The organism is Nostoc sp., from assembly GCF_036917815.1.
In the GTDB taxonomy this organism is placed as follows: Bacteria; Cyanobacteriota; Cyanobacteriia; order Cyanobacteriales; family Nostocaceae; genus Nostoc.
Genome location: NZ_JBALEK010000058.1, coordinates 13093 through 37759 on the forward strand (window position 1 = coordinate 13093; position 24667 = coordinate 37759).

A 24667-nucleotide genomic window follows, 5' to 3' on the forward strand; every position below is an offset into this window, starting at 1 on the left:
TGACTAATGACTAATGACTAATGACTAATGACTAATTATATGAAACGTATTTTTTTTATACCTGTATTTTTATGCTTAAGTTTATTGACTGGGTGTTTTGGCTACCCTCGGATTTTGAGTTATCCCTTTGATCCGGGGGGTCGGAGTCTCAATAGTTTATCGTCGGAGTTAGACCCCGAAATTTCTGGGAGATACATTGTTTTTATTAGTGACCGACGGGGTAGCCAAGATGTTTATATGTTTGATACGGTAACTCGTGATTTGGTTGATTTGCCAGGTTTAAACTCTTTTGATGCGATCGCAAATCACCCTAGTGTTTCACAAGATGGTCGTTATATTGTGTTTGCTGCTAGTCGTCAAGGGCGATCGGCTATTTTTCTCTACGATCGGGAAACACGCCAATCACGAAATTTGACTAATAACCTACAAGCGGAAGTCCGCAACCCGACAATTAGCGCCGATGGTAGTAGGATTGCTTTTGAATCTAGTAACAACGGGCAGTGGGATGTTTTAGTATATGACCGTTATGGACAGCCGTTGAATATACCTCAAGAGCCACGTTGAAAAAATGGGGAGTGGGGAGTAGGGAGTGGGGAGTGGTGAAATAAAATTCTCTACTCCTTACTTGCTGAAGAATTCCCCGTGCTTGCTGAGTGTGGGGAAATAAAATCATCCCCTACTCCCTATTCCCTACTCCCTACTCCCCATTTCTTCTTGCACAGATTGAATGAGCGATCGCACTTGTTGCGTACCCTCTGAAGGTTCAAATGATCGGGGAAACTTACCCCGAACGATCATCCGCAAACCGAGGGGTGCAAGACTGAGTAATCCTTTTAAATCCCGAAAATAGTTACCGACTACTTGTAAACCAAATTGACGTTCATCAATCCAACCACCTTCTTTAACTAAATCCACCAACACTTTCCGGTGACGAATTGAGCGACTATCGCCGGCTTGTTTGTGGGCGAGAATTTCTTGTTTAACTTTGGTGATTTGTTCTAATGGTGCAACTTCCATTGGACAAACTGCATCGCAGTACAAACAACGGGTGCAACCCCATACGCCTTTAGTACCTTCGTTGTAGTTCTCTAAGCGATTTTCGGTATCGCGATCGCGGGAATCTGCTACCATCCGGTAAGCTTTGGCAAGGGCATGGGGGCCTACAAAGTCGGGATTAACTTCACGGGCGTTGCATTCAGAGTAACAAGCACCGCACATAATACAGTTACCAGTTTGATCGAGGCGCGATCGCTCTTCTGGTGTTTGCAAAAACTCTCTTTCTGGTATTTGTCGTGCTGCTGTACTCACATAAGGAGCAACTGCTTCTAGATTATTCCAGAAACTGCTCATATCTACAACCAAATCTTTAATCACGGGCATATTGCCCAGAGGGGCGATCGTGATTTCAGGAATGGCATTTACTTTACTTTCGGATGATGGTATTTTTTGTAATCTGGCAAGTTCACTGCCAACATTTTCCTTACAAGCTAAAGCCGAACGCCCATTTATTCGGATAGCACAGCTACCACAAATCGTATTACGGCAATTTTTGCGAAACGCCAAAGTTCCATCTTGCTCCCACTTAATATGATTGAGGCAATCCAAAATTGTATTCCCTGGTTCTGCCTCTACAAGGTAGGTTTGCACAACAGGAGAGGAATTTTGTTGTTGTCGAATGACCTTAAAAATAACTTCCATAACCACTAACCAAAATTTTAAAATTGCTTCACCCGCCTCGAAAATTATGAGTCAAAGCAGGTAGTTGCGAAAAATGAGCTATGTTTTTGCCCCTAATTCAAATCCTGGTGTTAAGAGGCTGACAATTCAAGGGCTACTGATTCTAGTTTAAGGATAACCATTAAAATTTCAGTTGTAGTAGCGCTGTAGACAAGATTTGTGTCAAATTCTGAGATCAAACGCCAAAAATGTAATCGCAGCTTTCCATTGAATTTACCTGTTTGGGAATGTGAAGGAAAGAGGGTTTGCTAAGAGAGGGACTTAGGTTGATCTTTTAACTAGCGATAATATCCAAATTAAATCCATGTGAGGTTAGCAACACTTCTTGATGTCAACTGGAATCAAGCAGTGGTGGCTGGAAAATTCCGACTTCGCTAAGGCTTGACGGAATTTTTTGATTATATAGAAGTGTGAAAGCCCATGTTTAATATATAGTACTGACAATCAAGCGTTAGGGATATGTTAAGAGATTTATTCTTCCCATAGACAGACGTACAAAATCCTCTGACCGCTTTTGACCTGAGTATAATAAACCGAGGAGAAATCCTCACCACTTTCAAAGAAAACTTAGAGTACCGGGAAACCGGGATGTGCGAGACTTTTCGCTTTTTGGCTGACTCTCAATCTAGAAAATCTGGGATTTCACTCATTGGTCAAAACTGCTCGTCTCAATTATATAAATTTTTATAAAAGTCAGATGGCAATACTCACCCTGGCGATAAAGGGTTAGAAAAATCTTCACTGCTTTTTCTTCTTTAAGTCCAGAAATTTAAATAAAAATTTACCAGCAACTTTAATTCAAAATTAAACAACTATTTTGCTATTATTAGTCCATGCTAGTATTTAATATAAAATTACGAAGTAACAAAACCAGAATCAAGAGCCGTATCAGCGCGGCTACTACTGCTTTGTTGATTCGTAATGTAGAGACAAGAGAATTCGCGTCTCTACTGGCAGGACAAAAGGGTGTATGCCCGTAGGACTCTATTGAAATACTATGCTGTCCTAAGCTTGAGAGGAGGAGTAGAGAAAACTCTACTTGCTCATTGGCAATAAAGGCAAGCACTGAAAGTGAAAAACCTGCAATTTATTGGGTCTACGACTTATTTGCAGTAGAACCTACCCATTTTGTAAAGGTGGCTGAAAGTTACACCGCTACAGTAGCGCCAAAGGAGAAAATAGTTTTCTTTCTGATGGCGAATAATGCTTAAAAGTGCCGTAACATCACCAAAATAAATGTCTGTGGCAACTATGGCCTCTAGTTGGTTGTGGACAACCATAATAGAAGTGCTTTTGGCTCCTATCGGCAGGAATTCACCCGTTACACTAGGGTCTTCTGTAGCTCTATGCAAATGCTAAAAAGTCAAATGCTGGCATAAGACTACATCGTTTATCAGTTTGGAGAGAGTAAGGAAAATTTGAGCATAATGACTGAAACTGCAACCGCGCCATTAACTGGAAAAACACTACTTGCGAAAGTAAAAGAACTTTCCACATTACCACGCCGAGAAAGAGCTAAACAGTGCGGCTATTACACTGTTACTAAGAATAACCAGGTTCGTGTCAATCTCACCGATTTTTATGACGCTTTGCTATCGGCTAGAGGAATTCCTCTAAGTCCAGAAGCACCTAAAGATGGTCGTGGTCGTGAACCGACATATCGGGTTAGCGTCCATCAAAATGGTCAGATTGTGATTGGTGCTACATATACCAAAGCAATGGGCTTAAAACCTGGAGATGAGTTTGAAATCAGACTGGGATACAAACATATTCACCTGATTCAACTCGGTGAAACCGATAAAAAACTAACCTCACAAGATATAGATTCTGACGAATCAGACGAAGATTTGGAAGACGAAGAGTAAATTTCCTGTTGGGATAAGTTTCAGGTGATGATAACCTGTCCTTACCCCGACAGTAAACTCATAGCTCTATTGAGAAAATTTTATCTCAGTTAAAAAATCCGATTAGACTCCTTGCAGAAGTCACCAAATTCACTAGAGTCTTGATTAATCACCAAGAAATCTATAATGCAAGAAGTCTATCGTGTTTTTTTGTTTATTTTGATAACTTTCTTTGAGCCTTCGGTCAACGTCTTATTAGCGTTTATGGAAAATGCACCAGCACTAGTTATAGTGATGGCATTTTTTGTTTGCTGGATAGTTTGCTGGTTGCCAATAGCAGTAATATCATCAATATTGCTTAATTGGCAACCCCCTAAACCTTTGCAGCCAGAGCAAAAGATACCGTTATTGGTGTCACTTTATCTATTAGCTCCCCTGATTCTCTGGGGAGTTAGTTGGCTGACTAATAAATCTTTTTCAGATTACGGCTTTGTTGGGAATCTTTCAACTCTTGGTTCTTTAGCACTAGGTTTCGGTTTGGGAGTGCTGAGTCTAGCTATTGTATTTAGTGGACAATTGGGATTAGGTTGGTGCTATTTTGAAAAGGCAAATTTCAAGTTACTACTACCCATCTTGCTACCGATTTTCTTGATAGCGTTATTAGTCGGTGGCATAGAAGAGTTAGTTTTCCGTGGTTTCCTGTTCACTGAATTAGCGCAGGATTATCCAATTTGGGTAGCAGCAGCAATTTCTAGCTTGATTTTTGCCTTGCTACACCTGGTTTGGGAGCAGCGCGAAACGGCACCTCAACTCCCTGGATTGTGGCTGATGGGAATGGTGCTGGTGTTGGCACGCTTTGGGGCGAGTGGCAATTTGGGTTTAGCTTGGGGACTTCATGCGGGATGGATATGGGCGATCGCTACACTAGATACAGCAGAACTAATTACTTACACAGGTAAAGTCTCTGACTGGTTCACAGGGAAGAACAAAAAACCCCTAGCTGGCTTGGCGGGAATTATTTGTGTATTGGTAACTGGAGTAATTATCTGGTTCAACTCTTAAGTATTTTTAATTTTGCATAAATAATATTAGGGGCAATTCATGAATTGCCCCTACATGAATTAAAGTGCAGCCTCACATAGAATTGGTATCATTCCTTCTGATTCTGTCGATTTCCCGTTGTAATTCTTCAATTTGACGGCGCAAATTTTCTGTTTGATTTTCGGAAGTTTCTGCTGAAACATTTACTGATCCTGAAGCGGGCGATCGCTGATAATTTCCGCGGCGAATTTGCTGGTATTCTTCGGATACTGCCCACGCCCGTATGTAATGCAAGCGTTCAACAGAGAAAGGATGGCTCAACATTGTACCCTGAGCGCCATTGTAAATCAAGAATTTATATATCTGATTCAGTCCATCTTCATCTAGTGCCTGATAATTTTCTGACTGCTTGATGAACTCTTGTAAACTACATTCATTGGCATATTTTTTACTACCGCCAGAGAGCTTCATCATCGTTAACATCACCGGATTCAAGTCATCCATCACTAGTAGTGCAGCGCGATCTGAGGATAACTCGGCTTTGCGCCGCCACTCAAAAAAGGCATAAATCAAGCCTTGAGTGACAATATTACCAATACCGAAGGTTAATTCCCCCAAGGCAGAGGCAGCACTCATCGCCCACATCGCCATTTGAATTAAAATAGTATGACCACATTTAATATGTCCCAGTTCATGGGCTAGCACCGTCCGAATCTCGGCTTCGTCTAGTAAGTCTAATATCCCTGTATTTATGACTATGTAAGGATTCTCTTGCCCCAATGCATAGCTATTTGCTTCGGGATTTTGCGAGACAAACAGTGCTGGTTCTGGGTAAATATCTAAATCCCGGACGCATTCGCGGAACATCTGGTAAATAGTGGAATACTGACGCGGCCCCACTTGGATGGTGTTACCCATTAGATAGACTAATTGAGGGCGTTCGTAGATAAATTCCACAAATTTACGAGCGATTAAATCAAATCCTGGTAAATTTCTTAAAGCTTGCTCGGCTTGGCGATCTAGTGGATGCCTGAAGGCTTCGCTGGAAATTCCTCTGTAAGTTGGCATAATTCAGGGTATTGGTGGATTGGTCATTGGTCATTAGTCATTGGTGATTGGTTTTAGACAATTGACAATTGGACTTTGGACAAATGACTAATGACAAGATAATAGAAATGGGGCAATTGGAAGTAAAAGTCACTTTGTATGGAATTAAAAGCGTGTGATTGAGGCAGAAGTTCATTTGTCACTACATAACTTTTTGCGATCGCAAGCGGGGTTCCCTTCCTGGCCCCATCATTTGACGATGGCCCGGTTGGTAGCACGCGCCTTGCGCCTGGGACGTAGCGCCCTAATTCAAGTCGGGGCGGTTTGTGGCTATCAAGGGCGGTATCGTACTAGTTTTGTAGCATCAGCCCTAATGTGGCATGGCCCTGTAATTATTGTTGCTCAAGAAGCGGTGCAGCAACTTTTGCTGCGGGTGGAAATTCCCCGCCTACAGCAGTGGCTACCAACCAATAAATCCATTAGAACAGGTGATGCTTGGCCTGATGCCCAGTTCCAAGGGCTACTTTTAACTTCTCCAGAAGCTTGGTTAACAGGACAATTCGCTGGTGGCGATCGCTTTCCCCAAGGCATTCCCACAATTATTGATGGGGTAGATGATCTCGAAGATTGGGTGCGCGATCAACTTACCCAAGATGTTCAACCCCATGATTGGGATCAACTCCTGCTAGCTTGTCCAAACGAAGCCGAGGCAATTAGCGAAGCCCGGATACAACTAACACAAGAACTTTTTCAGCATCCTGTTAATCCATATCAGTGCTATCTAATTTCCCAGCCAGAAATAGAAATTTTAAGCCGTCTTTATTCTGCTTTCGAGTCAGTAGAAGCACTCCCAGAACCTTGGAAACAATTCTGGCAACAATTTCAAACCCTTGATCAAAATATTTCCCCCCCTCCTCTCTTCTGGGCGACTATTGCCCATCGACAAGGTTTATTTTCTTTGCACTACGCCCCAATGGAATTAGGGGAAATACTCTCACCTATTTGGCAGCGACAACCAGTAGTTTTAATTGGCAGCGCTATCGAACCGGAAACTGAAGCTCCCCTTTTCCGACAGCGCCTTGGTTTGGACGATTTAACTTGCCTAAAGTTCTCTTCGGAAAGTCAAGCGGAAGCCATTCAACTGTATGTGCCCTATAAGTTGCCCCTACCCAACACCCCAGAATTTCAAGCGGCATTTATTCACAAAGTCCGCACACTGGTTTGTTTAAGTGCGACAGCACCAGGATTGACGGTTGTTTTGGTGGGGGATGTACCACTCAAGGCTCAAGTTGCCACAATTCTGGCCTCAGAGTTTGGTTCACGGGTGCAAGTAGAAAAAACTTGTTTGGATGAAAATGGCATTTTGATTAGCGGTTGGGAATTTTGGCGAGAACATCAACGAGTCTTGCCGGCACCTCATCTGTTAATTATTGCTACTTTGCCCCTACCATCTTTGGAAAATCCCCTAGTAGCTGGTAGGGTAGCTCTTTATAAGCGATCGCATCAAGATTGGTTCCGTTTATACTTGTTGCCAGCAGCTTTGAATGAATTACAACGTGCGATCGCTCCAGTACGAGAAAGTCAAGGCATTGTTGCTTTGCTTGATAGCCGTGTAGTTAACCGTAGCTACGGCGCTCAAATTCTCGCGGCTTTAAGTCCCTTGGCACGTATTAACTATCTTGATCCCAGTCTGTTTTCTAATACCGATGAGGAAAATTCCGCCTAAAATTCAGTTATCAACGCTCAATCCCCAATGCCCCATGCCCACTTGCCCTGAGCGGAGCCGTACCACTTCGTGGAAGCAAGCTACGCGTAGCGTCTCGTAGAGAAGGGATGCCCCATGCCCAATTTAAATTTTGTCAACCAAAGTGCGATCGTCTCAAAGCAAGCACTATTATCAGCTTATAGAAGGTGATGCGATTCATTGCCTCTCTGTAGCCATGATTTCTGGCAAAATAAATTTAGAACCTAAGTAGAATTTGAGTTGCTGATTATGGGTGAAGCCAAGCGTCGTAAAACCACACAAGGGGAAACATACGGTCAAGAGACTCGCATCTTGCCTTGGATTCCCATCACAAAAAATCAAGGCGAACAATTTGTTACTTGGACTACTCGTGGTGCTTGGATAGGCATTGGACTTATGGTTATAGGATGGGCAACTATCCGTTTTATCGGCCCGGCTTTCGGTTGGTGGCAAGTAGTCTACTAATTCGTAATACTTCTCTACGAGAGGCTGCGCCAACGGCTACGCTCAGTACAAGTTCGTAATTCGTAATTCGTAATTATTGGCAAAAGATCGCACCAAATTGTCAAATTGGCGGTTTTTACCTGTTGGGGCGTAAATCCTTAACTAATTCAATTACGAATTACTTAACTGAGTGATTAATAAAAAATAATTACTTATTTTCAATAAATCATCGAAATATATTATATATAAATTAAATTTGGCAAAACCAAATTCAGCTCGAAGTCTTTGCAAATTATCGTGGTTTAGTTTGTATAACTTTTTGAGGATAATCCCAAAATACCTGAAGATATTGACCAAATAACAACATTGCTCTCCTGAGTTTAGATATTGTCAGTGTTGAGTTGATCCATTTTGTCGATCAATCAAGGAGTTATTGTATACAATACTACAAATATCCTAGTTTTAGTACTGAATATTAAATTTGTAATGTCATCTGCTCAACTTTATATATGTAGGAATAATGAAGTTGGTATACCTAATCATTTGTCTATACCAAAATCTACCTGAGAAACAGAACAGATCAAACGCTTATGCAAGAGACACTATAACGATGCAGAACTACGCTATGGAGTCTAACAACAGTCAATTTGGCTGCCAGTTGCCAATAAAAACGAAATATGTAGCTTTTCTGTAGTTGACTAGTGCTAAATTTAAGTTAATCTTAAAGCGGATATCTTCCTACAAGAATCTACCCTGACAGAAGTGTATAAAGATATAGTTAAATTTAGCAATTCTGTCCGATATTTTGAATTTGCAAACTGAATAGTTTGATACGGCGCTCAAATTCCCGATCTACTACCCTAAACAAGGTAGTCAATTAACGACTCAATATCATCTGTCTGATAATTGTAATGAATAGCTTACAATACCAGTGGATGAGAAAATCTAAAGAAAATATAAAAGAAACTCAAATAACTGTGGTGTCTGGAGGACAAAAGTGTTTCTGAGACTAGCACATCAACATCGGCAATTCGTCCAAGACTTGGTAATGAACCTGCAAGCCTTGGCAGTTGTATTAGAGCGGCGCGGGTATCTCGCATCCTGTTACACCTGTGGCGACCAAATGAATAGTGCATCATTTATGGTTAGCTTGGGTGATAACCATCTGATTCGGTTTTTAGTGTCCGATTACGGGATTACTTGGACGGAAATGCGGGATGACCGCGAATTAATGAAGTTAGAAGGTGCAGAGGCAATTAGCCAACTAGATGAACTGGCTGATCTTGTCAAGCAATCGATGCAAACTGATACAGGCTCTAAAACTCTTGCCAAGAAGTATTAAGGTTCCAAAGGTCGATGGCAAATTAGAAATTGATTATCGGTAATTGGCAATGGTAGCTTAAACCACGTCTATTTTGAAACCCGTAGTTCTTTGGTGATGAAAAGGATTTGCCCTGATCCCCCAACCTCTTCTCCCAAATTTGGGAGAAGGGGAGCGAATTTGAAAGTCCCTCTGCCAAGCTTGGGAGAGGGATTTAGGGTGAGGGCGAAAACTAGAGTTCTCAACTTCGATAAGGTTTAGTTAAGCGATCGCTCTCACCGATTCTCCATTACCATTAAGTGATTGGCTCGTGGCTAGCCCATCACATATTGTTTGTATCTGCCAAAACCTCACAAGCCGGATTTTGAGCTTTTAGCCAGAAGGTGTTAAAACACACCAAAATTAGAGGTTAAGTACTTTGGCGCTCCTTTTTTACTAAAACTTCATCAGTATAATTTATTTGACATTGGCAGAATCTGCCAATGTTTTTGAATGTTACCCCGCTATTAATGGCTGGGGAGTGTCAACTGGTTATTGTCTGGGTAGTCCATCCCAAAACCTAGTAAAATAAGTACAGTTAAAGAAATAACACTTAGTTAGGTTTATTTGTGCCTACCTACTTATTTGAAAAATTTATCGGTGCTTAGAAACTTGAAGATGTCAGAAGAAAAACCCAGCCAACCAAAACTACCCCCAACCAGTGCCCTTGACAATCCATCAACTGATGAATTTGGGAATTGGTTTGAATATCCGGTGAGAGTGCAACCACACCATACTGACTATGCAGGTATTGTTTGGCACGGTTCTTATCTAGCCTGGATGGAAGAAGCGCGGATTGAATGCTTGCGATCGATAGGGATTGAATTTGCTGATTTAGTCGCTATAGGTTGCGATTTACCAGTTGTAGAACTGTCGGTGCGCTATCACCATTCAATTCAATTGGGTATATCAGTGGTAGTAAAAACGCGCATGGCTGAGGTAACTGGTGTGCGAATCAATTGGGATTATGCCATTGTCTCAACTGATGGACAACAATTGTACGTCACTGCCAAGGTAACTTTAGTGGCTTTAGATCGTGAAAGAGGTAAAATTATGCGTCAGTTACCGGCGAGTGTTAAAGATGCATTGGCTAAGATTTCAGCATTAAATAACAATTTTTAATTTTCTATTTACCACTTTGGATTTGAGAGATAGTTTGAGCAAACTGGGTTATGTGGTGCCATATATCTTGCGGGGTAATGCCAAAACCGATATTTAATAAGACTAGGATTGCGGCAATAGTCAATGCACTGCTTAGGGTCGCTTTCACCAACTTCCACAATATTATGAAGACTATCCAAGCTACAATCAACGTAGCAATCATAATATATAAATTCCTTAACAGTAGCCGTTATCTGAGAACGTATTTATTCAGAAAAGATAAACTTTTATCTGAGTAACAATTACTAGTGCTAAAGCTATTAGACCTAATTTTGAGTAGATACTAAAGCTCAGATTTTTTGTGTAACTGTGCCAATGCCATATTACCTGAAAATGAGACAAAAATGCAGAGCAGAGGCAAGTTATTTGGCAATTTGGCAGAATTACCGGAAAGACTTTTTTAACGTTCTTGTATCAATAATCACAAGATACAAGAGTTAGATTAGGAATCAGATTTGATTTTGAAAACATCCTGAGACTGAAAAGGCTGTTGTATCAGGGTTTCATTTGAAATTTTGTTCAGAAATCAGACAGGAGTCCTAATAGTTGCTAAAAAAACCTATTCAGCAACTAGTAAGATAATTACTGTATCAACTCGAAGGAGTCAAAAAACTTTCTGACATCACTGAGTTGAGGATTTTTATCGCTTCCAACGAAGAATATATACAACCGTTGATTAACAATAAAAACTCTACCCGTCATAAAAATTCCTTCTTTTTCATCCCACAGCTTCATTTCTATGCCGGGATATGCACCTAGAGTAATATTTTCCTGACTTAGTAATTTTTTCCCATCTTCTAATATCCCTTGTACAGCGAAATCCAATAATTCACTTGAAGGAATCTGAGTCACATCATTGTTAAAGATTTCATTTACAATTAAAGAAAATATGCTTAGACAATCATTATGAATTCTTTCTCATCTGTAACACCACAAATTAAAAACCAAGACAATAACGAAGTATTAGTAAACGTTATTGTTAAACAAGGTAGTGATGGGAGAACAATTGCGATCGTTCCAGGTTTACCAGAACTACAAGTAGAAGCAAGCGATCGCGCAACAGCCCTAAGCCAAATTCAGCAACGACTAGAAACCCATTTAGCAGGAGCAGAAATTGTTTCTTTACCTATTAAATTACCATCTATTGAGCCGAAAAATCCTTGGTTAGCAATGGCTGGAGTTTTTAAAGATGACCCACAATTTGAACAAATGCTCGAAGCTATTGAAAGCTATAGACATGAATTAGATAAAAATATAGAATATGATTTTCCACAAGAGTAGGATAACATTTGCTTCAGTATAAATAAAATGACACTATGGGTGCTTGATACTGACCATATTTCCCTACTACAAAGAGGACATCCAGTTGTTATTAGCAAAGTAGCTGCTGTCAATCCTTCAGAAATTTCAGTCACAATAATAACTATTGTCGAGCAGATATACGGTCGTTTAGATGTTATCAAACGAGCAAAATCAAAACAAGAATTAGTCACAGCTTACGCTTTATTGAAAGAAACATTTAATCGGTTATGTCAAGGGAATATTCTTGATTTCGATGAAGCAGCATTTGATATTTATAACAAACTACGTGCAGCAAAAATTCGTATTGGTACTCAAGATTTAAGAATAGCAGCAATTGCGCTTTCTGTAAGTGCTACAGTGGTAACGCGCAATCGTAAAGATTTTGAAAAAGTTCCTGGTTTGAAAATTGTGGATTGGTCGATACCTTAAGACTTTGCGATCGCATTTGTGATTTTGGAGAAGTGCGATAGCGAAGCGCTGACTTGTAAGTTCGCATTTTTGTTGCAGTTGGGAAAATGCGATGTCTAACTACAAGCCTTACGGCTACGCATTTATTGGGATTTGTGGCAGGGGCACTCCCTTGAGGTAGCTTTTATTGCACTAATTATCGCAGTTGGATTTAATCGTTAGCCTTCAGCATTAGTCTGAAGGCTAAACAAGAATTGGTCAAGAGCCAGAAAATCTGCCTTTTGGGTATCAGAACTGAAGGTTTTTATCGCAGAGAAATTATCCGCGATTGAGTTTCTAACTTTTCAGTCGCTGTTAAAACTTCTTGTCTTGCCCATTTATCTGCTGCCAAAATGTCATCTAAAGAGGGATTTGTACGGTTATCATTTTGATGGCGATCGCACACCCATTCGATACATCGGGGAATATCTAGAAAGCGAATTTTTTCATCTAAAAATAAAGCCACAGCTTGCTCATTGGCGGCATTCAAGACGGCTGGCATCGAACCACCAGCTTTACCTACAGCATAAGCTAACTGCATACAAGGATACTTTTGGTGATCTGGTTCACGGAAGGTTAAATTTCCAGCTTTGACTAAATCTAGTCGTTCCCAGTTGGTGTAAATGCGATCGGGCCAAGATAGAGCATACAGCAAGGGTAAGCGCATATCCGGCCAACCGAGTTGGGCTAAAACTGAAGTATCTTGCAGTTCAATCAGTGAGTGAATAATGCTCTGAGGATGAATGACAATTTCGATATTGTCATAATCTAACCCAAACAGAAAGTGAGCTTCAATTACTTCCAGTCCTTTATTCATCAAAGTAGCAGAGTCTACAGTGATTTTCCGCCCCATCGACCAATTAGGATGTTTGAGGGCATCAGCAACGGTTACATCAGCTAACTTTTCTACATCCCAGTCTCGGAAAGCCCCACCAGACGCAGTGAGCAAAATTTTCCGCAAGCCTGCCTTTGGCACACCTTGGAGGCATTGAAAAATTGCGGAATGTTCCGAATCGGCTGGGAGTAATTTTACACCATGTTTTTCCACCAGGGGTAGAACCACAGGTGCCCCAGCAATCAGGGTTTCTTTGTTCGCTAAGGCAATATCTTTACCAGCTTCAATAGCTGCGATCGTGGGTAGCAAACCAGCACAACCAACGATACCAGTGACAACGGTTTGGGAATCGCCGTAACGGGCGACTTCTATCACTCCGGCGTCACCTGCCAGTAGAATCGGTTGGGGATCGAGGTTTTTGATAGCTTCTTTGAGGGCTGGTAATTTATCTTCTGAGCAAATGGCTGCTATTTCCGGTCGAAACTGCCGAATTTGAGCAGCCAACATTTCAACATTGCTCCCAGATGCCAATCCCACAATCTGAAACTGATCTGGGTACTGAGTGACAATATCTAAAGTCTGAGTACCAATAGAACCAGTGGAACCAAGAAGAGTAATCGCTTTCACAATTGCTTAAGGATTTACAGACAACTCTCACTATAAATTGCTGGGGACTATTTAATCACAGCAATCACTATAATCGATACACTGACGATGAGGAGGGGACAGATGCCGGCGTGTCTCTATGTCCTCTTCTCGTTGTCCCTGCGCCAGCCCTAATCCGTTAATTTCAAAGTTTTATAACAGATAAATCTAAATTCACTAATCCTTAGTATTTTCAACTATTTTATCGACTTTGAAAACACGCCCGAAAGTTGGTAAGTTTATATAACTAGACAAAAGTTGTATTTATAAATACTATATTTCTAAAGATAAATTCCGATGAAATTGGCAAAAGTTACCAAAGAGGGAACACTTTTAAGTAATTTTTAATCTGTCCAGGTTGTTAATTATTTTGGTGGAGGATTTAATATGCAAAATATTACTCATAAATTGCTGTGTTACAGCTATATGTAAAAAGATTCATAAAGGAGTTTGTTGAAGCACTCAAACTTATGGCCAAAGTTCAGATAGTTATAAAAAAAGTTTTATGGAAAAATGATTTCCTGTTTCCAGCCGCAATATGGCTTGCCAGCCGAATATTCATCTGGACTGCGATGTTGCTGGTTGCACCAAAGTTACCGTTACCAGCAGAAGAATTTTTGCCCCCTTTTGGTTGGGGCGTTTTTGATGCCTGGGATAGTATGCATTATCGAGCGATCGCAACTTCTGGCTATGAATTTGTCAATGACGGCAAGCAACATAATCTGGCCTTCTTTCCCCTGTTTCCCCTAAGCATCTGGGTTTTGATGAAGTTGGGCTTACCGTTTGAATTAGCGGGGACGTTAGTCAACAACTTGGCATTTTTTGCAGCGCTTTACTGTTTGTACTTTTGGGTCAAAGAGCATTATGGCATCAATGGAGCGCAGTGGGTTACTGCTGTGGTTTCTTTGTATCCATCTTCGATGTTTACGGGGGTGATTTACACAGAGGGGCTGTATTTGTTTTTGAGTACGGCGACTTTGCGGGCGTTTGATCGCAAGCAGTATGGCTGGACTGCCCTTTGGGGGGCAATGGCGACAGCAACACGTCCTACAGGTATGGCACTAATTCCAGCATTAGCGATCGCAGCCTGGAAAGAACGCCGACCACCCATTGCCTATATAGCTGGCTTGACTACCGCTATTGGCATACTTCTATTCAGTTTGTATTGTGCGATTTATTTTGGCAATCCTTTAGCTTTTATCGAAGCACAGCGAGGATGGCGACCAACTCTAGGGTTTGATTGGCAAGGTTGGTTAAATATGCTCATGCAAATTGCAGTTGGCACAAATAATTGGCAATATGGTTGGGTTCAAAACTCCTCTGGCGGAATTCCAGACCCCTGGTATCTCTTGTTGTTTGGTGCGATCGTTGCCAGTGGCTATCTTTTATGGTGTTTTCGTCAACGTTTTAGTTCTGTAAAATTATTCTATGGCTTTTATGCTTTAATCTTATTTTTGTTGATTCTGGCAAGCGAACAGTGGATCAATAACTTACTCAACTTGTTCATGATCTTGGGTGGTGGCTATGTATTGTGGCGCTTACACACGCAACTGACCCCAGTTACAGTTATCTATGGCTTTTGTGGTATTGGTTTGCTGCTAGCCTCTGGAGGCACCATTTCCCTGAGCCGTCTCGCCTACGGTATTGTGCCTTTGAATATAGCCATTGGTGTGGTGCTATCTCGCCATCCTCGTCAGGGATATTTAATATTGGGCGCTTTTGTGATACTACTAGCCAAAATAGCTGTAGGATTTGCCCAAGAGCATTGGGTTGGTTAGAGGGTTTGATCCATGAGTTGATTTTTTATTGTTAAATTTGCTAATGAATGTATCCAATCAAACTAAGATAGCCCTTGTTTCATTATTTCTAGGTGTAGGTGCCATATCTTTTGGCTCTATTTTTATGAAATTGAGCGAAATGGAACTCAGCCCCAGTGCCACTGTATTTAATCGCTTTTGGCTTGCTAGTGTGGTCTTCTTGCTCTGGCATGGATACAAGGCAATACGGCAGCGATTTTCCTTAGAAAAACCTTTAGAATGGCAGCCCTACACCAGTCAGGATCTATTGCTATTGCTAGGTGCTGGTATTCTTTGGGCTGCGACTTTAGTCTTGTTGGCTTGGTCGCTAACTCAAACTAGTGTTGCGATCTCTAGTGTGTTGCATAATCTCGCCCCCATATTTACGAGCTTAGGGGTGTGGCTGTTATTTCGTAAGGGTTTTGAAAAGCAATTCCTGATTGGGATGGTCATCGCCCTTGGGGGAGCGATCGCCATTGAATTTGAGGAACTACAAATTGCCACAGACGAAGTTGAAGGTGGCTTTGCTGCCATCGTGTCGGCGATTCTCCTGAGTGCATACCTGCTGATCGTAGAAAAATTACGCACCAAATTTTCTCCGGCCACAATCCAGTTATGGATCTGTGCGATCGCTGCTTTAGTCATCTTCCCCATACTTTTGTTGACTCAAGATCAGCTTTTCCCCTCTACAGTTAATGGGTGGCTTTGGGTCATTTCCCTAGCCCTGATTTGCCAAGTTTTAGGTCATGGGCTTTTGACTTACAGCCTTGCTAAGTTTTCCTCTGTGGTTGTCTCCTTGGTACATCTGTTAGAACCAGTATTTAGCGGTATTTTCGCTCTGGTAATATTTTCGGAAATATTAACTTTCTCAAATTGGGTAGGTTTCGCTGTAGTTTTAATGGGTTTGTACTTGGCCGTATCTAGCCAAGCTGCTGTTAATTTTCCGTTGGAGGAATCAGCAAAAAATATACTTAACACTTTCGTTAAAAATATGACTATAAAACTGTCATTAATAAAGCAACAATTCTCCGAAACACCAGCTTTATTAGGAACTCTCTCATTATTATTTGCCCTAATTCCCATATCTTTAGCACCATCTCTGACTAAATTGTGTCAACAAGAAATTGGTGCAAATGCTGTAGTATTTCATCGCAGTTGGATTGCGACAGTTGTCTTTGGGCTGTGGAATGGATTTGAGGCTTTCCGCTATCAACAGTCCGTTGAAGCAGGCAGTATTACTCCTGCCTTTGCTGATAACCAATCTGTAGAACAGAAACCTTTTACTAGACAAGAAGTGGGGTTATTGTTGGCAATGGGAACCTCGGCTGGAACCTACCTTCTATTGTGGGCTTGGGCGCTGAGTCAAACTAGTGTTGCTAATGTGGCTTTACTGTCTAATTTGAACTCCTTATTTGTTGCTTTAGCTGGGTATCTGTTATTCGGTCGGCGCTTCGATAACAGATTCGTGATTGGTTTGGTCATCGCCTTGGGGGGAGCGATCGCGTTTGAACTCAATAAGGTGCAATTTGCAACTGACCAAATACTGGGTGATGCATTAGCATTGCTAACTGCGGTTTTCATGGCTACGTGTATGCTGCTGATAGAACGACTCAGAACCCGATTTAGCACCGCAACTATCATGCTGTGGCGCTGTGGAGTGACAACAATGCTTCTACTACCCGTCGTCCTATTCCTCGAAGCTCGGCTGTTTCCCTACTCCTGGACGGGTTGGTTTTTGATCATTTTCCAAGCACTTTTTTGCCAAGTGTTAGGTCAGGGACTTTTGGCTTATAGTCTCAGCAGAATCTCTTCAAGCGTCGTCGCCGTCACCCTTCTCCTCGAACCAGTCTTGGCCTCTATTTTTGCTTGGTTCATTTTTTCAGAACAAGTAGGTTTGTTTGACTGGCTAACTTTTGCCGTAGTTTTAGTGGGTATCTATCTAGCCCAATCTAGTCAATCCACAGTTCAAGTAACCAACGAAGCATCATAGCAGATGATCGGTAGCTACAAGAACAAGCAGCAGAAATTGCGTTGGCATTCCGCGCAGTGTCTCGTAGAGAAGCCCACCGTAGGCATCGCTGGATGCACAGAATTATCCGTAAGATTTGCCAGTTTTAAAAGTATTGGGCGAATCTAATTCGCTACTAGACAAACAAAATTATTTGGATACCGCCAACTTTACTGATACAATTTATGACAAAAACTCCCGACCAGACATTATTAAAACTAGTAAAATCTCCGTTCAATAGGCTATTAAACTCTCTCCCCTTGCCCGTTCCTGGATACTTGGCTGTTGGCATTATATTAGGAGTGCTGATTCGATTAGTTTGTGTTCCAAATAAATCGGTGGATTATAAATATTTTTTAGCGCCTTGGTATGATTTCATCGCATTTCATGGCGGCTTTAGCGCTCTGAAATATAGTTTTGCCGATTACACACCCTCCTACCTCTACTGGATTTTAATTGCTGCTACCGTACTGTCTGGATTGCCAAAAATTCTGGCAATCAAGCTTTTTGCGATGACAGTTGATTTTCTTTGTGCATTTTTAACTTACAAAATTGTCCGACTAAAATACCCACAGGGCAGGAAACCCATCTTTGCTTTTTTGGCAGTTATCTTGAGTCCGACTGTTATATATAATAGTGCGCTCTGGGGTCAATGTGATGTTATCTATACAACAGGATTGATCGCCTGTATTTATTTTTTATCTATTCAAAAAGAAATTCCAGCATTACTCAGCTTTGGTCTGGCACTTTCTTTTAAGTTGCAAGCCATGTTTTTAGCACCTTTATTATTAGCTCTTTTGCTCAAAAAAAGAATTCATTGGTATTATCTCCCATTAATTCCGGTGGTATATATAATTGCTATTTTGCCACCTTGGTTTATGGGGAGACCGATACTAGACTTGCTATTAGTATACTTTAATCAAGCTAATAAATACAAAGAATTAGCTAAAGGCGCACCTAATCTTTATCAATGGATTCCTAACAATTTTTATAATATTGTTGTCCCTATAGGTTTAACGTTAACCATATCTGCAATATTTTTACTTGGATACATTGTTTATAAAAGTAAACTAAAAATTACTCAAGACAGACTGATACACTTAGCCACCATCTCAGTTTTGTTTATGCCATATATCCTGCCCAAAATGCACGAAAGATATTTTTATCCTGCCGATATCCTGGCAATTATCTTTGCCTTTTATTTTCCCCGATATTTTTGGGTAGCTATAGTAGTGCAAATGGCATCATTTTTTGGCTATTTGGGAACTCCCATATTTATCCAGTTGTTTTCATTACCTTTAGGTTTTGCCCTCTGGTTTGTTGTGCGAAAATGTGATGTGATTTATCCGAAATTACAAGCTGGATTCTCCTCAAATATCAATAATAATTTGTAGTAATACCATTTATTTAGGACTTAGGTAAAAGTACACATTGTAGGGGCAACTCATGAATTGCCCCTAGATGAATAAAGCAAGTAAAATTTAAGTAACAGAATAACTGCCAAAAATGAATAAGATCAGAATAATTATCGGCATTAGTACCTTAATTTTATTTATCTCCAGCAGCTTGCGACACGAGTTATTTAATTCATCTGGGGATTTAGCAGTTTTTGACCAAGGAATTTACTTAATTAGTCAAGGACAACCGCCAATTTCTTCTGTAATTGGTTTTCATGTTTTAGCTGATCACGCTGCTTGGATTTTATATCCTTTGGCTTTACTATACAAAATTTACCCTAGTGTTTATTGGCTATTTGCAGTACAGTCTGTTGCTTTAGCATTAGGTGCTTTACCTACATATTATCTGGCGCTGCAAGCAGGTTTAAAAGAAAATTTAGCGATCGCAATGGTGGCTGTATATCTAATGTATCCGGTGGTGTACAATAGCAATCTATGTGATTTTCACCCAGATCCGATTGCAGTCCCTGCACTTTTGATGGCCGTTTTGGCTGCCAGATCGAGAAAAATAGCTTGGTTTTGCGTCAGCATTCTTTTGGTATTGGGTTGTAAAGCCGTACTATCCCTGACTGTAGTGGCTATGGGGGTTTGGTTACTCTTGTTTGAAAAGCGACGTTTATACGGTGCGATCGCCATTATAAGTGGGACAATATGGTTTGTGATTGCTAACAGCATTATCATCCCTTATTTTGGTAGCGAAGCAGCGTTACTGACTCGTCATCTTTATCGATATAGCTATTTAGGAAACTCATTTTCCGAAATGGTACAAATCTTACTTTTCCAACCAAAAATTATTTTAAACAACCTTTTTTCAATTCTGAATTTAGAATATTTATCTTTTTTATTATTACCTTTTATTTGGGCTTTAAGACCAAAATATATTATACCTTTGATAAGTGCAATTCCTTGTATAGCACTAAATTTACTTGCCGATCATCCTTCACAAAAAAATCTTGTTTTGCATTACTCTTTACCAGCAATTCCATTTCTTGTTTTAGTCGGAATTGCCAGTCTAGCAGCAGATAAAGTATGGCTACCAAAAAGACGAGTAATTGTTTTGTGGTCTTTAGTTTGGTTTTTGGCTTTAGGTAAATATGGGTTCTTTAGCTCAAAATATCTCCACAATATGGATAATTTGTCAGCCACAAAAGAGGCTATCGCTCTAGTTAAAACTAAAGATAGCGTTCTGACTACAGATATAATTACTCCACATTTAACCCACAGACAATTTATTAGTTTTAAATATAATCCTTCTGAAAACATTGCTGAATTAAATAAGTTTCATTATATCTTGCTCAATGTCCGCCACCCAGGTTGGGCTGCAAGTTCAGAATCTCTTTCTAGCTTAGTAAAGATTTTGAAAAATCAGCCTAAATTTAACTTAGAATATGAAAAAGATGATGTATATCTTTTTGAAAAAACTATTAGTTAAGTTTATATTGATAAATGTAACTATAGCAGTTCCCAGTTGAGTGAGGTACAAGAACCCCACCCCCAACCCCCTCCCCGCAAGCGAGGAGGGGGCTATTATCTAACTCAGTAAAGTAAGAAACGCTATATCTTTTACAAAATGTTCAAAAACTTACTATCACGTATTACTTATTTGATGGTGATATCAGAGTAAATTTATCAGCAGTGCCTAGAACCTTATATTTAGATAAAGTTATTTGCTGTAAAGTCGTATTATCTAGTAATAAATAAGATTTATTATTAGATAGTTCTTTTAAAACAGCAATAGAAGCAGAAACTACTTTGCGATCGCTATAAAAATCTAAACTAGGACGGTTATAAGGAAATGAGGTATAAACTGTTGTTCCTGGTGAGACATTTGCCCGAATTAAGTCTGCTACTGGTTTAACTGGAAAAGCTTCCTTTAATTCCCAAATCCAAGATTGCGAACTTACCAACAGCCCTATAACTAAATACATCCCTATAAATAACACTGGAATAAAGTTGCGATCGCGCTGTTTAATTAGCCATGCTGCTATACTCATACTTATTGCCAAAACAATGCTCATGACTATCAAAACAGGCTGTTTCTTAATAAAAAAGTAAACACAACCTCCTAAACCAGCAAGAGAAATAATAGCCAAAAATATTGTCCAACTCCGCACTCTAAAATGACGATTCTGCCAAACTTCGCTCAAATTAGCACCTATTGCCAAAGCTAAAAATGGATATACAGGCATGACATACCAGGGTAGTTTAGTTCTCATAAAAGAAATAGTTCCCAAGTAAATAATTGTCCCCAATAGAACTAGAGAACCCCAACTTTCATGACGTTTTTTCCAGGCTAGATAAAGCCCTCCAGGTAAAAATAACAGCCAGGGAAAACCATATTTGAGTAATTCTAATAAATAGTACCAAACCGGCCCGCTATTACCTTCAACAGGTTGCATAAGGCGATCAAAAGCTTGTGCTTGAAAATGTACTTCTAAGAAGGTATTACCATAGCGTTGCCATTGGGCAGTATACCAAGCGATCGCCGGAGTATTTCCTAACAAAATTCCCACCCAAAGATAGGGACTTTTTAACAAAGCAAATTGTCGATCTGCAAGGAGAAATAAACAGGCGATCGCCCCCAACAGGAAAACTATCATCCCCTTTGTCAGAATAATTAACCCCAGACAAAATCCCACGCCTAGAGCATATTTTCGGTTCTGACGTGCTTTCAAAAGACAAAACAACAACAGCAAGAAAAAAGAAATAGTCATTCCATCTAACATTGCTAATCGTCCATGACGCACCACAGGCAACATTGTCAAGTAAACTAAAGCAGCAAATAGAGCCGGTAAACTTTGCTTAAAAGCCAAACGCCCCACCAAGTAAAGCAAAGGCACTCCCAAGGCAGTTAAAACCGCACCAGGTAAGCGTGTGGTAAGCTCTTGGACTCCTCCTAAGTAGTAGCAGCAAGCAATTAACCATTGCATCAAAGGCGGTTTTAATAAAAATGGTTCTCCCTGAAGAGTGGGATAAAGCCAGTTACCAGTACGGTAAATTTCTCTGGCGACTAAAGCATAAGTACCTTCATCCCAATCTCGTAAAGGGGAGTTTCCTAAAAATATCAGCCATAGAATTAGAGATATTACCAGTAAGCTAAATAACCATTCTTTTTCTTGGAATAGACGCATATCTAAAATCGGGATAATCATCTCAACGGCTTTAAGGCGGTATTGTACCCCAGATTATGCAATGGGAGTTTGGTTACTTTTTTAAAAGGTGTTTATGTGGTGCGATTCTAAAATACCTGCTTCTGCATATATTTTGCTTTTTACCTCTAAATCTTTTTATAAACTAGAGTTAGCGTACTCAATCAACCAGAAAATATTTGCTGAACTTAAAAGCGCGACAGCTTATTCGTGAATTTTTAGGGTTTAATTTTCTAATTTAAATATTTACTTTAAATTATCTTTAGATAGTAGTAAAGTTATGAATTATCAGGATAAGAAACTCTACAATTTATAATTACTAATTTTCTCATGTTTGGGTGGGTAGAAGCACAATAAATACACTACCTTTGCCCAACTGGGAATTAAGCAGAATAATACCTTGATGTGCCTCGACAATTCGACGAGCAAGGTACAGTCCTAAGCCACTACCGGAACTCTTGTGGCTGCCTTGGCGAAATCGTTCAAATATGGTGGCTTGTTCTTCAGGGGGAATACCTAGACCTGTATCCGCTATTTCAATTCTAATGTAATCAACAGAATTGGATTTTTCACTGTCAACCTGGTGTTGAGAAGTAAAACCAATAGTCACAGAACCAGAGTCAGTAAATTTGATCGCATTGCCTATGAGGTTGGTGAATAGACGATGCAATTCTAAGCGATCGCCCATCACTGTGTTTGACTCTTCAATAAAATCTAAATTTAGGGACAGTGCTTTATCTTGAGCTAAGGGTGCTAATTCTCCAGTCACCTCCTCTAGCAATCGCCCCAGATTAACTGGTTGAAATGCCAAAGTTTTGCGGCCAGCTTCAAAACGATAAACTTCCAATAAGGTATTGACCATAGAAAGCAGGTTGATATTGCTACGCGCCATGATGGCGATTACTTCCTGCATTTGCGCTGATAATGTTCCCAAAGCACCTTGCTGAAATAGCATTAACATGCGATCGGCGGCTACCAAGGGAGTGCGTAAATCATGGGTGAGGCGGGAGACAAAATCTTCTCGCTGGCGGGCAATTTCATCACGTTCATCCATACTATGCTTCAAGCGCAGGAGCGATCGCACTCGTGCCAATAATTCATCTACTGTTACAGGTTTACGGATAAAATCATCAGCACCCAAGTCTAAACCGTGGGCGACGTTGGGCGCATCGTGGGCAGTGATTAGCAAGATGGGGATGTATTGCGGCAATTTCATCTCTTTGCGAATATGCTTGGTGACTTCGTACCCGTCCATACCTGGCATCATTAGATCCAGCAGAACCAAATCACAAGGAGAAGCTTTCAATTCTGCCAAGGCCGAAATCCCATTTTCGGCGGTGCTAATGGTGTAACCTTCTTCCTCCAAAATAGTTTTGATCAAAAACACGTTATCAGGAGAGTCATCGACAACCAGAATTTTGTCAGAGCGAGAAGATTGTGAAGTCATATAGATGCAAGGGATGAGAGCAAAGTAACTTTTTGTAAGACTAACTGATTTATTGGTATAGTTTTGTTATAAATTACCCGGAGATATACTTGATTAAAAAAATTGTTTATCTATAAATTTATATAAATTTATTTTAAAAACAACTTTACTTACTTTTTTAGATATAGCCACTAGCTAATTAAATTATGGCTCGTAAACTTCTAGAACTGAATACAGAAGATGGTGGCACGATTTTGGTAGCAATTGAGCTACCAGATGCATCAGTAGGTCGTGTATCGCCCATTGGTGAGTTACCTATAGAAAAAATAGAGGCTAACTTCGATGCAGTTAAGGAATTGATTGTTCGCGGGTGTCGCCCAATTACAAAGGCGTTTCGTACCTTGCAGGAAGAATCACAACCCGTAAGCGGAGAAGTTGAGTTTGGCGTGAATTTTACCGCCAAAGGCTCGGTTTATGTGGTCGAATCTACTGGACAGGCATCACTGAAGGTGAAAATAACTTGGAAACTGGCATCAGAAGAAAACAAGTAATAAGTTTTCATGAATTGGGAATTAGTTAAAGCTTGTACCGTGGCGATCGCTACCCCAGAAGGTTACATCCAAGGCACGGGCTTTTTTATCTCACCCAAAGGACATTTACTCACCTGCGCCCATGTAGTTGAGTCGGCAGGGGGTTGGGAAAAAGTCCGAGTCAATGGGCAAGGGGTTGAGTTGGTTTATTTAGGCGATCGCACCCGTGATGATTTCGCTATATTGCAATTATCCAATTATCAAGGTCAAGGTGTACCCTTATCGCCAACTTTTGCGCCAGGAAATCAATTTCGCTCAATTGGTTATGGGCGATTCTGGGGAGTGACAATATTCGCAGAGGTATTTTGCTCTTTCACCGACGATTTCTCGGATGGAGTTGGAAACCATGTTGATTCAGCCGCTAAAACGGAATTAGCGTAGGTAAAAATCTGCGCCAACTCAGATATACCATCTAACTCAGCTTTTTCTTCTGGCGTGATTAATCCAGATTTGCTTCGTTCTAGCAGATGATCTGAACGCCCTTGCAGATCCTCGGTAAATTTAAAAAGATTAAGATTATTTACTTTGTCTAGTTTGATTCCTGTTTCCAACCAGTATGAAGGTTCAATCATTAATTTCGGAGTCATCATGAGTTGAATATAGAATGCTGCACTTTGATTTTAGCTTTTAAAAA

Annotated in this window: 22 protein-coding genes; 15 read left to right on the plus strand and 7 right to left on the minus strand. The window is 40.4% G+C overall.

The features are described 5' to 3' along the window. Window positions 1-39 precede the first annotated feature (39 nt). Complete coding sequence (locus tag V7K97_RS17375; RefSeq protein WP_334802330.1) at window positions 40-564, plus strand: TolB family protein; 525 nt, start codon at window positions 40-42, stop codon at window positions 562-564. A gap of 126 nt (window positions 565-690) precedes the next feature. Here the strand turns inward: V7K97_RS17375 and V7K97_RS17380 are convergent, their stop codons facing one another. After that, window positions 691-1698, minus strand: coding sequence for a succinate dehydrogenase/fumarate reductase iron-sulfur subunit (locus V7K97_RS17380; RefSeq protein WP_334802263.1), 1008 nt, complete (start codon window positions 1696-1698; stop codon window positions 691-693). Between the two features lie 1466 nt (window positions 1699-3164). Here V7K97_RS17380 and V7K97_RS17385 point away from each other — a divergent pair. Together V7K97_RS17385 and V7K97_RS17390 are read left to right on the plus strand one after the other, a co-directional pair. Further along, complete coding sequence (locus V7K97_RS17385) at window positions 3165-3602, plus strand: AbrB family transcriptional regulator (protein WP_292719127.1); 438 nt, start codon at window positions 3165-3167, stop codon at window positions 3600-3602. A gap of 165 nt (window positions 3603-3767) precedes the next feature. Continuing rightward, the gene (locus V7K97_RS17390; protein WP_334802264.1) at window positions 3768-4643 is read left to right on the plus strand and encodes a CPBP family intramembrane glutamic endopeptidase; all 876 of its coding nucleotides are present in this window, start codon (window positions 3768-3770) and stop codon (window positions 4641-4643) included. 72 nt (window positions 4644-4715) lie between these two features. Here the strand turns inward: V7K97_RS17390 and V7K97_RS17395 are convergent, their stop codons facing one another. Then, window positions 4716-5690, minus strand: coding sequence for a M48 family metallopeptidase (locus tag V7K97_RS17395; protein WP_334802265.1), 975 nt, complete (start codon window positions 5688-5690; stop codon window positions 4716-4718). Window positions 5691-5844: 154 nt separating this feature from the next. Here V7K97_RS17395 and V7K97_RS17400 point away from each other — a divergent pair, with 154 nt between their 5' ends. The 4 genes from V7K97_RS17400 (at window position 5845) to V7K97_RS17415 (ending at window position 10339) form a co-directional block, all read left to right on the plus strand. After that, the gene (locus V7K97_RS17400) at window positions 5845-7395 is read left to right on the plus strand and encodes an ATP-dependent DNA helicase (RefSeq protein ID WP_334802266.1); all 1551 of its coding nucleotides are present in this window, start codon (window positions 5845-5847) and stop codon (window positions 7393-7395) included. A gap of 267 nt (window positions 7396-7662) precedes the next feature. Beyond that, window positions 7663-7878, plus strand: coding sequence for a DUF2839 domain-containing protein (locus V7K97_RS17405; RefSeq protein WP_334802267.1), 216 nt, complete (start codon window positions 7663-7665; stop codon window positions 7876-7878). A 976-nt stretch (window positions 7879-8854) separates the two neighbouring features. Further along, window positions 8855-9199, plus strand: a complete 345-nt coding sequence (locus V7K97_RS17410; RefSeq protein WP_196527888.1) for a DUF1815 family protein — start codon at window positions 8855-8857, stop codon at window positions 9197-9199. Between the two features lie 636 nt (window positions 9200-9835). Beyond that, on the plus strand, window positions 9836-10339 hold the full coding sequence (locus tag V7K97_RS17415) for an acyl-CoA thioesterase (RefSeq protein ID WP_334802268.1): 504 nt from the start codon (window positions 9836-9838) through the stop codon (window positions 10337-10339). 4 nt (window positions 10340-10343) lie between these two features. Here the strand turns inward: V7K97_RS17415 and V7K97_RS17420 are convergent, their stop codons facing one another. Both V7K97_RS17420 and V7K97_RS17425 read right to left on the minus strand, forming a co-directional pair. Next, a complete protein-coding gene (locus V7K97_RS17420) occupies window positions 10344-10541 on the minus strand; it encodes a hypothetical protein (RefSeq protein WP_334802269.1) in 198 nt (65 codons plus the stop codon). A 419-nt stretch (window positions 10542-10960) separates the two neighbouring features. After that, on the minus strand, window positions 10961-11230 hold the full coding sequence (locus V7K97_RS17425; protein ID WP_334802270.1) for a hypothetical protein: 270 nt from the start codon (window positions 11228-11230) through the stop codon (window positions 10961-10963). Window positions 11231-11284: 54 nt separating this feature from the next. On the opposite strand from V7K97_RS17425, the gene V7K97_RS17430 reads away from it, so the two are divergent. Further along, on the plus strand, window positions 11285-11659 hold the full coding sequence (locus tag V7K97_RS17430) for a hypothetical protein (protein WP_334802271.1): 375 nt from the start codon (window positions 11285-11287) through the stop codon (window positions 11657-11659). Window positions 11660-11686: 27 nt separating this feature from the next. Further along, complete coding sequence (locus V7K97_RS17435) at window positions 11687-12109, plus strand: type II toxin-antitoxin system VapC family toxin (RefSeq protein WP_334802272.1); 423 nt, start codon at window positions 11687-11689, stop codon at window positions 12107-12109. A 283-nt stretch (window positions 12110-12392) separates the two neighbouring features. Here the strand turns inward: V7K97_RS17435 and V7K97_RS17440 are convergent, their stop codons facing one another. After that, the gene (locus V7K97_RS17440) at window positions 12393-13589 is read right to left on the minus strand and encodes a 1-deoxy-D-xylulose-5-phosphate reductoisomerase (protein WP_334802273.1); all 1197 of its coding nucleotides are present in this window, start codon (window positions 13587-13589) and stop codon (window positions 12393-12395) included. A 488-nt stretch (window positions 13590-14077) separates the two neighbouring features. Between V7K97_RS17440 and V7K97_RS17445 the strand changes: the two genes are divergently transcribed. From V7K97_RS17445 to V7K97_RS17460, 4 genes are all read left to right on the plus strand, one after another. Then, a complete protein-coding gene (locus V7K97_RS17445; RefSeq protein WP_334802274.1) occupies window positions 14078-15385 on the plus strand; it encodes a mannosyltransferase family protein in 1308 nt (435 codons plus the stop codon). A gap of 43 nt (window positions 15386-15428) precedes the next feature. Continuing rightward, window positions 15429-17393 carry a DMT family transporter gene (locus V7K97_RS17450; RefSeq protein ID WP_334802275.1) on the plus strand — a complete coding sequence of 655 codons (1965 nt, stop codon included), beginning with the start codon at window positions 15429-15431 and terminating at the stop codon, window positions 17391-17393. A gap of 203 nt (window positions 17394-17596) precedes the next feature. Beyond that, on the plus strand, window positions 17597-18805 hold the full coding sequence (locus V7K97_RS17455; RefSeq protein ID WP_334802276.1) for a hypothetical protein: 1209 nt from the start codon (window positions 17597-17599) through the stop codon (window positions 18803-18805). 112 nt (window positions 18806-18917) lie between these two features. Then, the gene (locus V7K97_RS17460; protein ID WP_334802277.1) at window positions 18918-20300 is read left to right on the plus strand and encodes a DUF2079 domain-containing protein; all 1383 of its coding nucleotides are present in this window, start codon (window positions 18918-18920) and stop codon (window positions 20298-20300) included. A gap of 163 nt (window positions 20301-20463) precedes the next feature. Here V7K97_RS17460 and V7K97_RS17465 read toward each other — a convergent pair whose 3' ends face one another. Continuing rightward, window positions 20464-21999, minus strand: a complete 1536-nt coding sequence (locus V7K97_RS17465; protein ID WP_334802331.1) for an ArnT family glycosyltransferase — start codon at window positions 21997-21999, stop codon at window positions 20464-20466. A gap of 346 nt (window positions 22000-22345) precedes the next feature. After that, the gene (locus tag V7K97_RS17470) at window positions 22346-23464 is read right to left on the minus strand and encodes a hybrid sensor histidine kinase/response regulator (protein ID WP_334802278.1); all 1119 of its coding nucleotides are present in this window, start codon (window positions 23462-23464) and stop codon (window positions 22346-22348) included. Window positions 23465-23649: 185 nt separating this feature from the next. Here V7K97_RS17470 and V7K97_RS17475 point away from each other — a divergent pair, with 185 nt between their 5' ends. Together V7K97_RS17475 and V7K97_RS17480 are read left to right on the plus strand one after the other, a co-directional pair. Beyond that, window positions 23650-23994 (plus strand): CU044_2847 family protein, encoded by a 345-nt coding sequence (locus V7K97_RS17475; RefSeq protein WP_334802279.1) that lies wholly within the window; start codon window positions 23650-23652, stop codon window positions 23992-23994. A 9-nt stretch (window positions 23995-24003) separates the two neighbouring features. After that, window positions 24004-24414, plus strand: a complete 411-nt coding sequence (locus V7K97_RS17480; protein WP_334802280.1) for a S1 family peptidase — start codon at window positions 24004-24006, stop codon at window positions 24412-24414. Window positions 24415-24667: the final 253 nt, after the last annotated feature.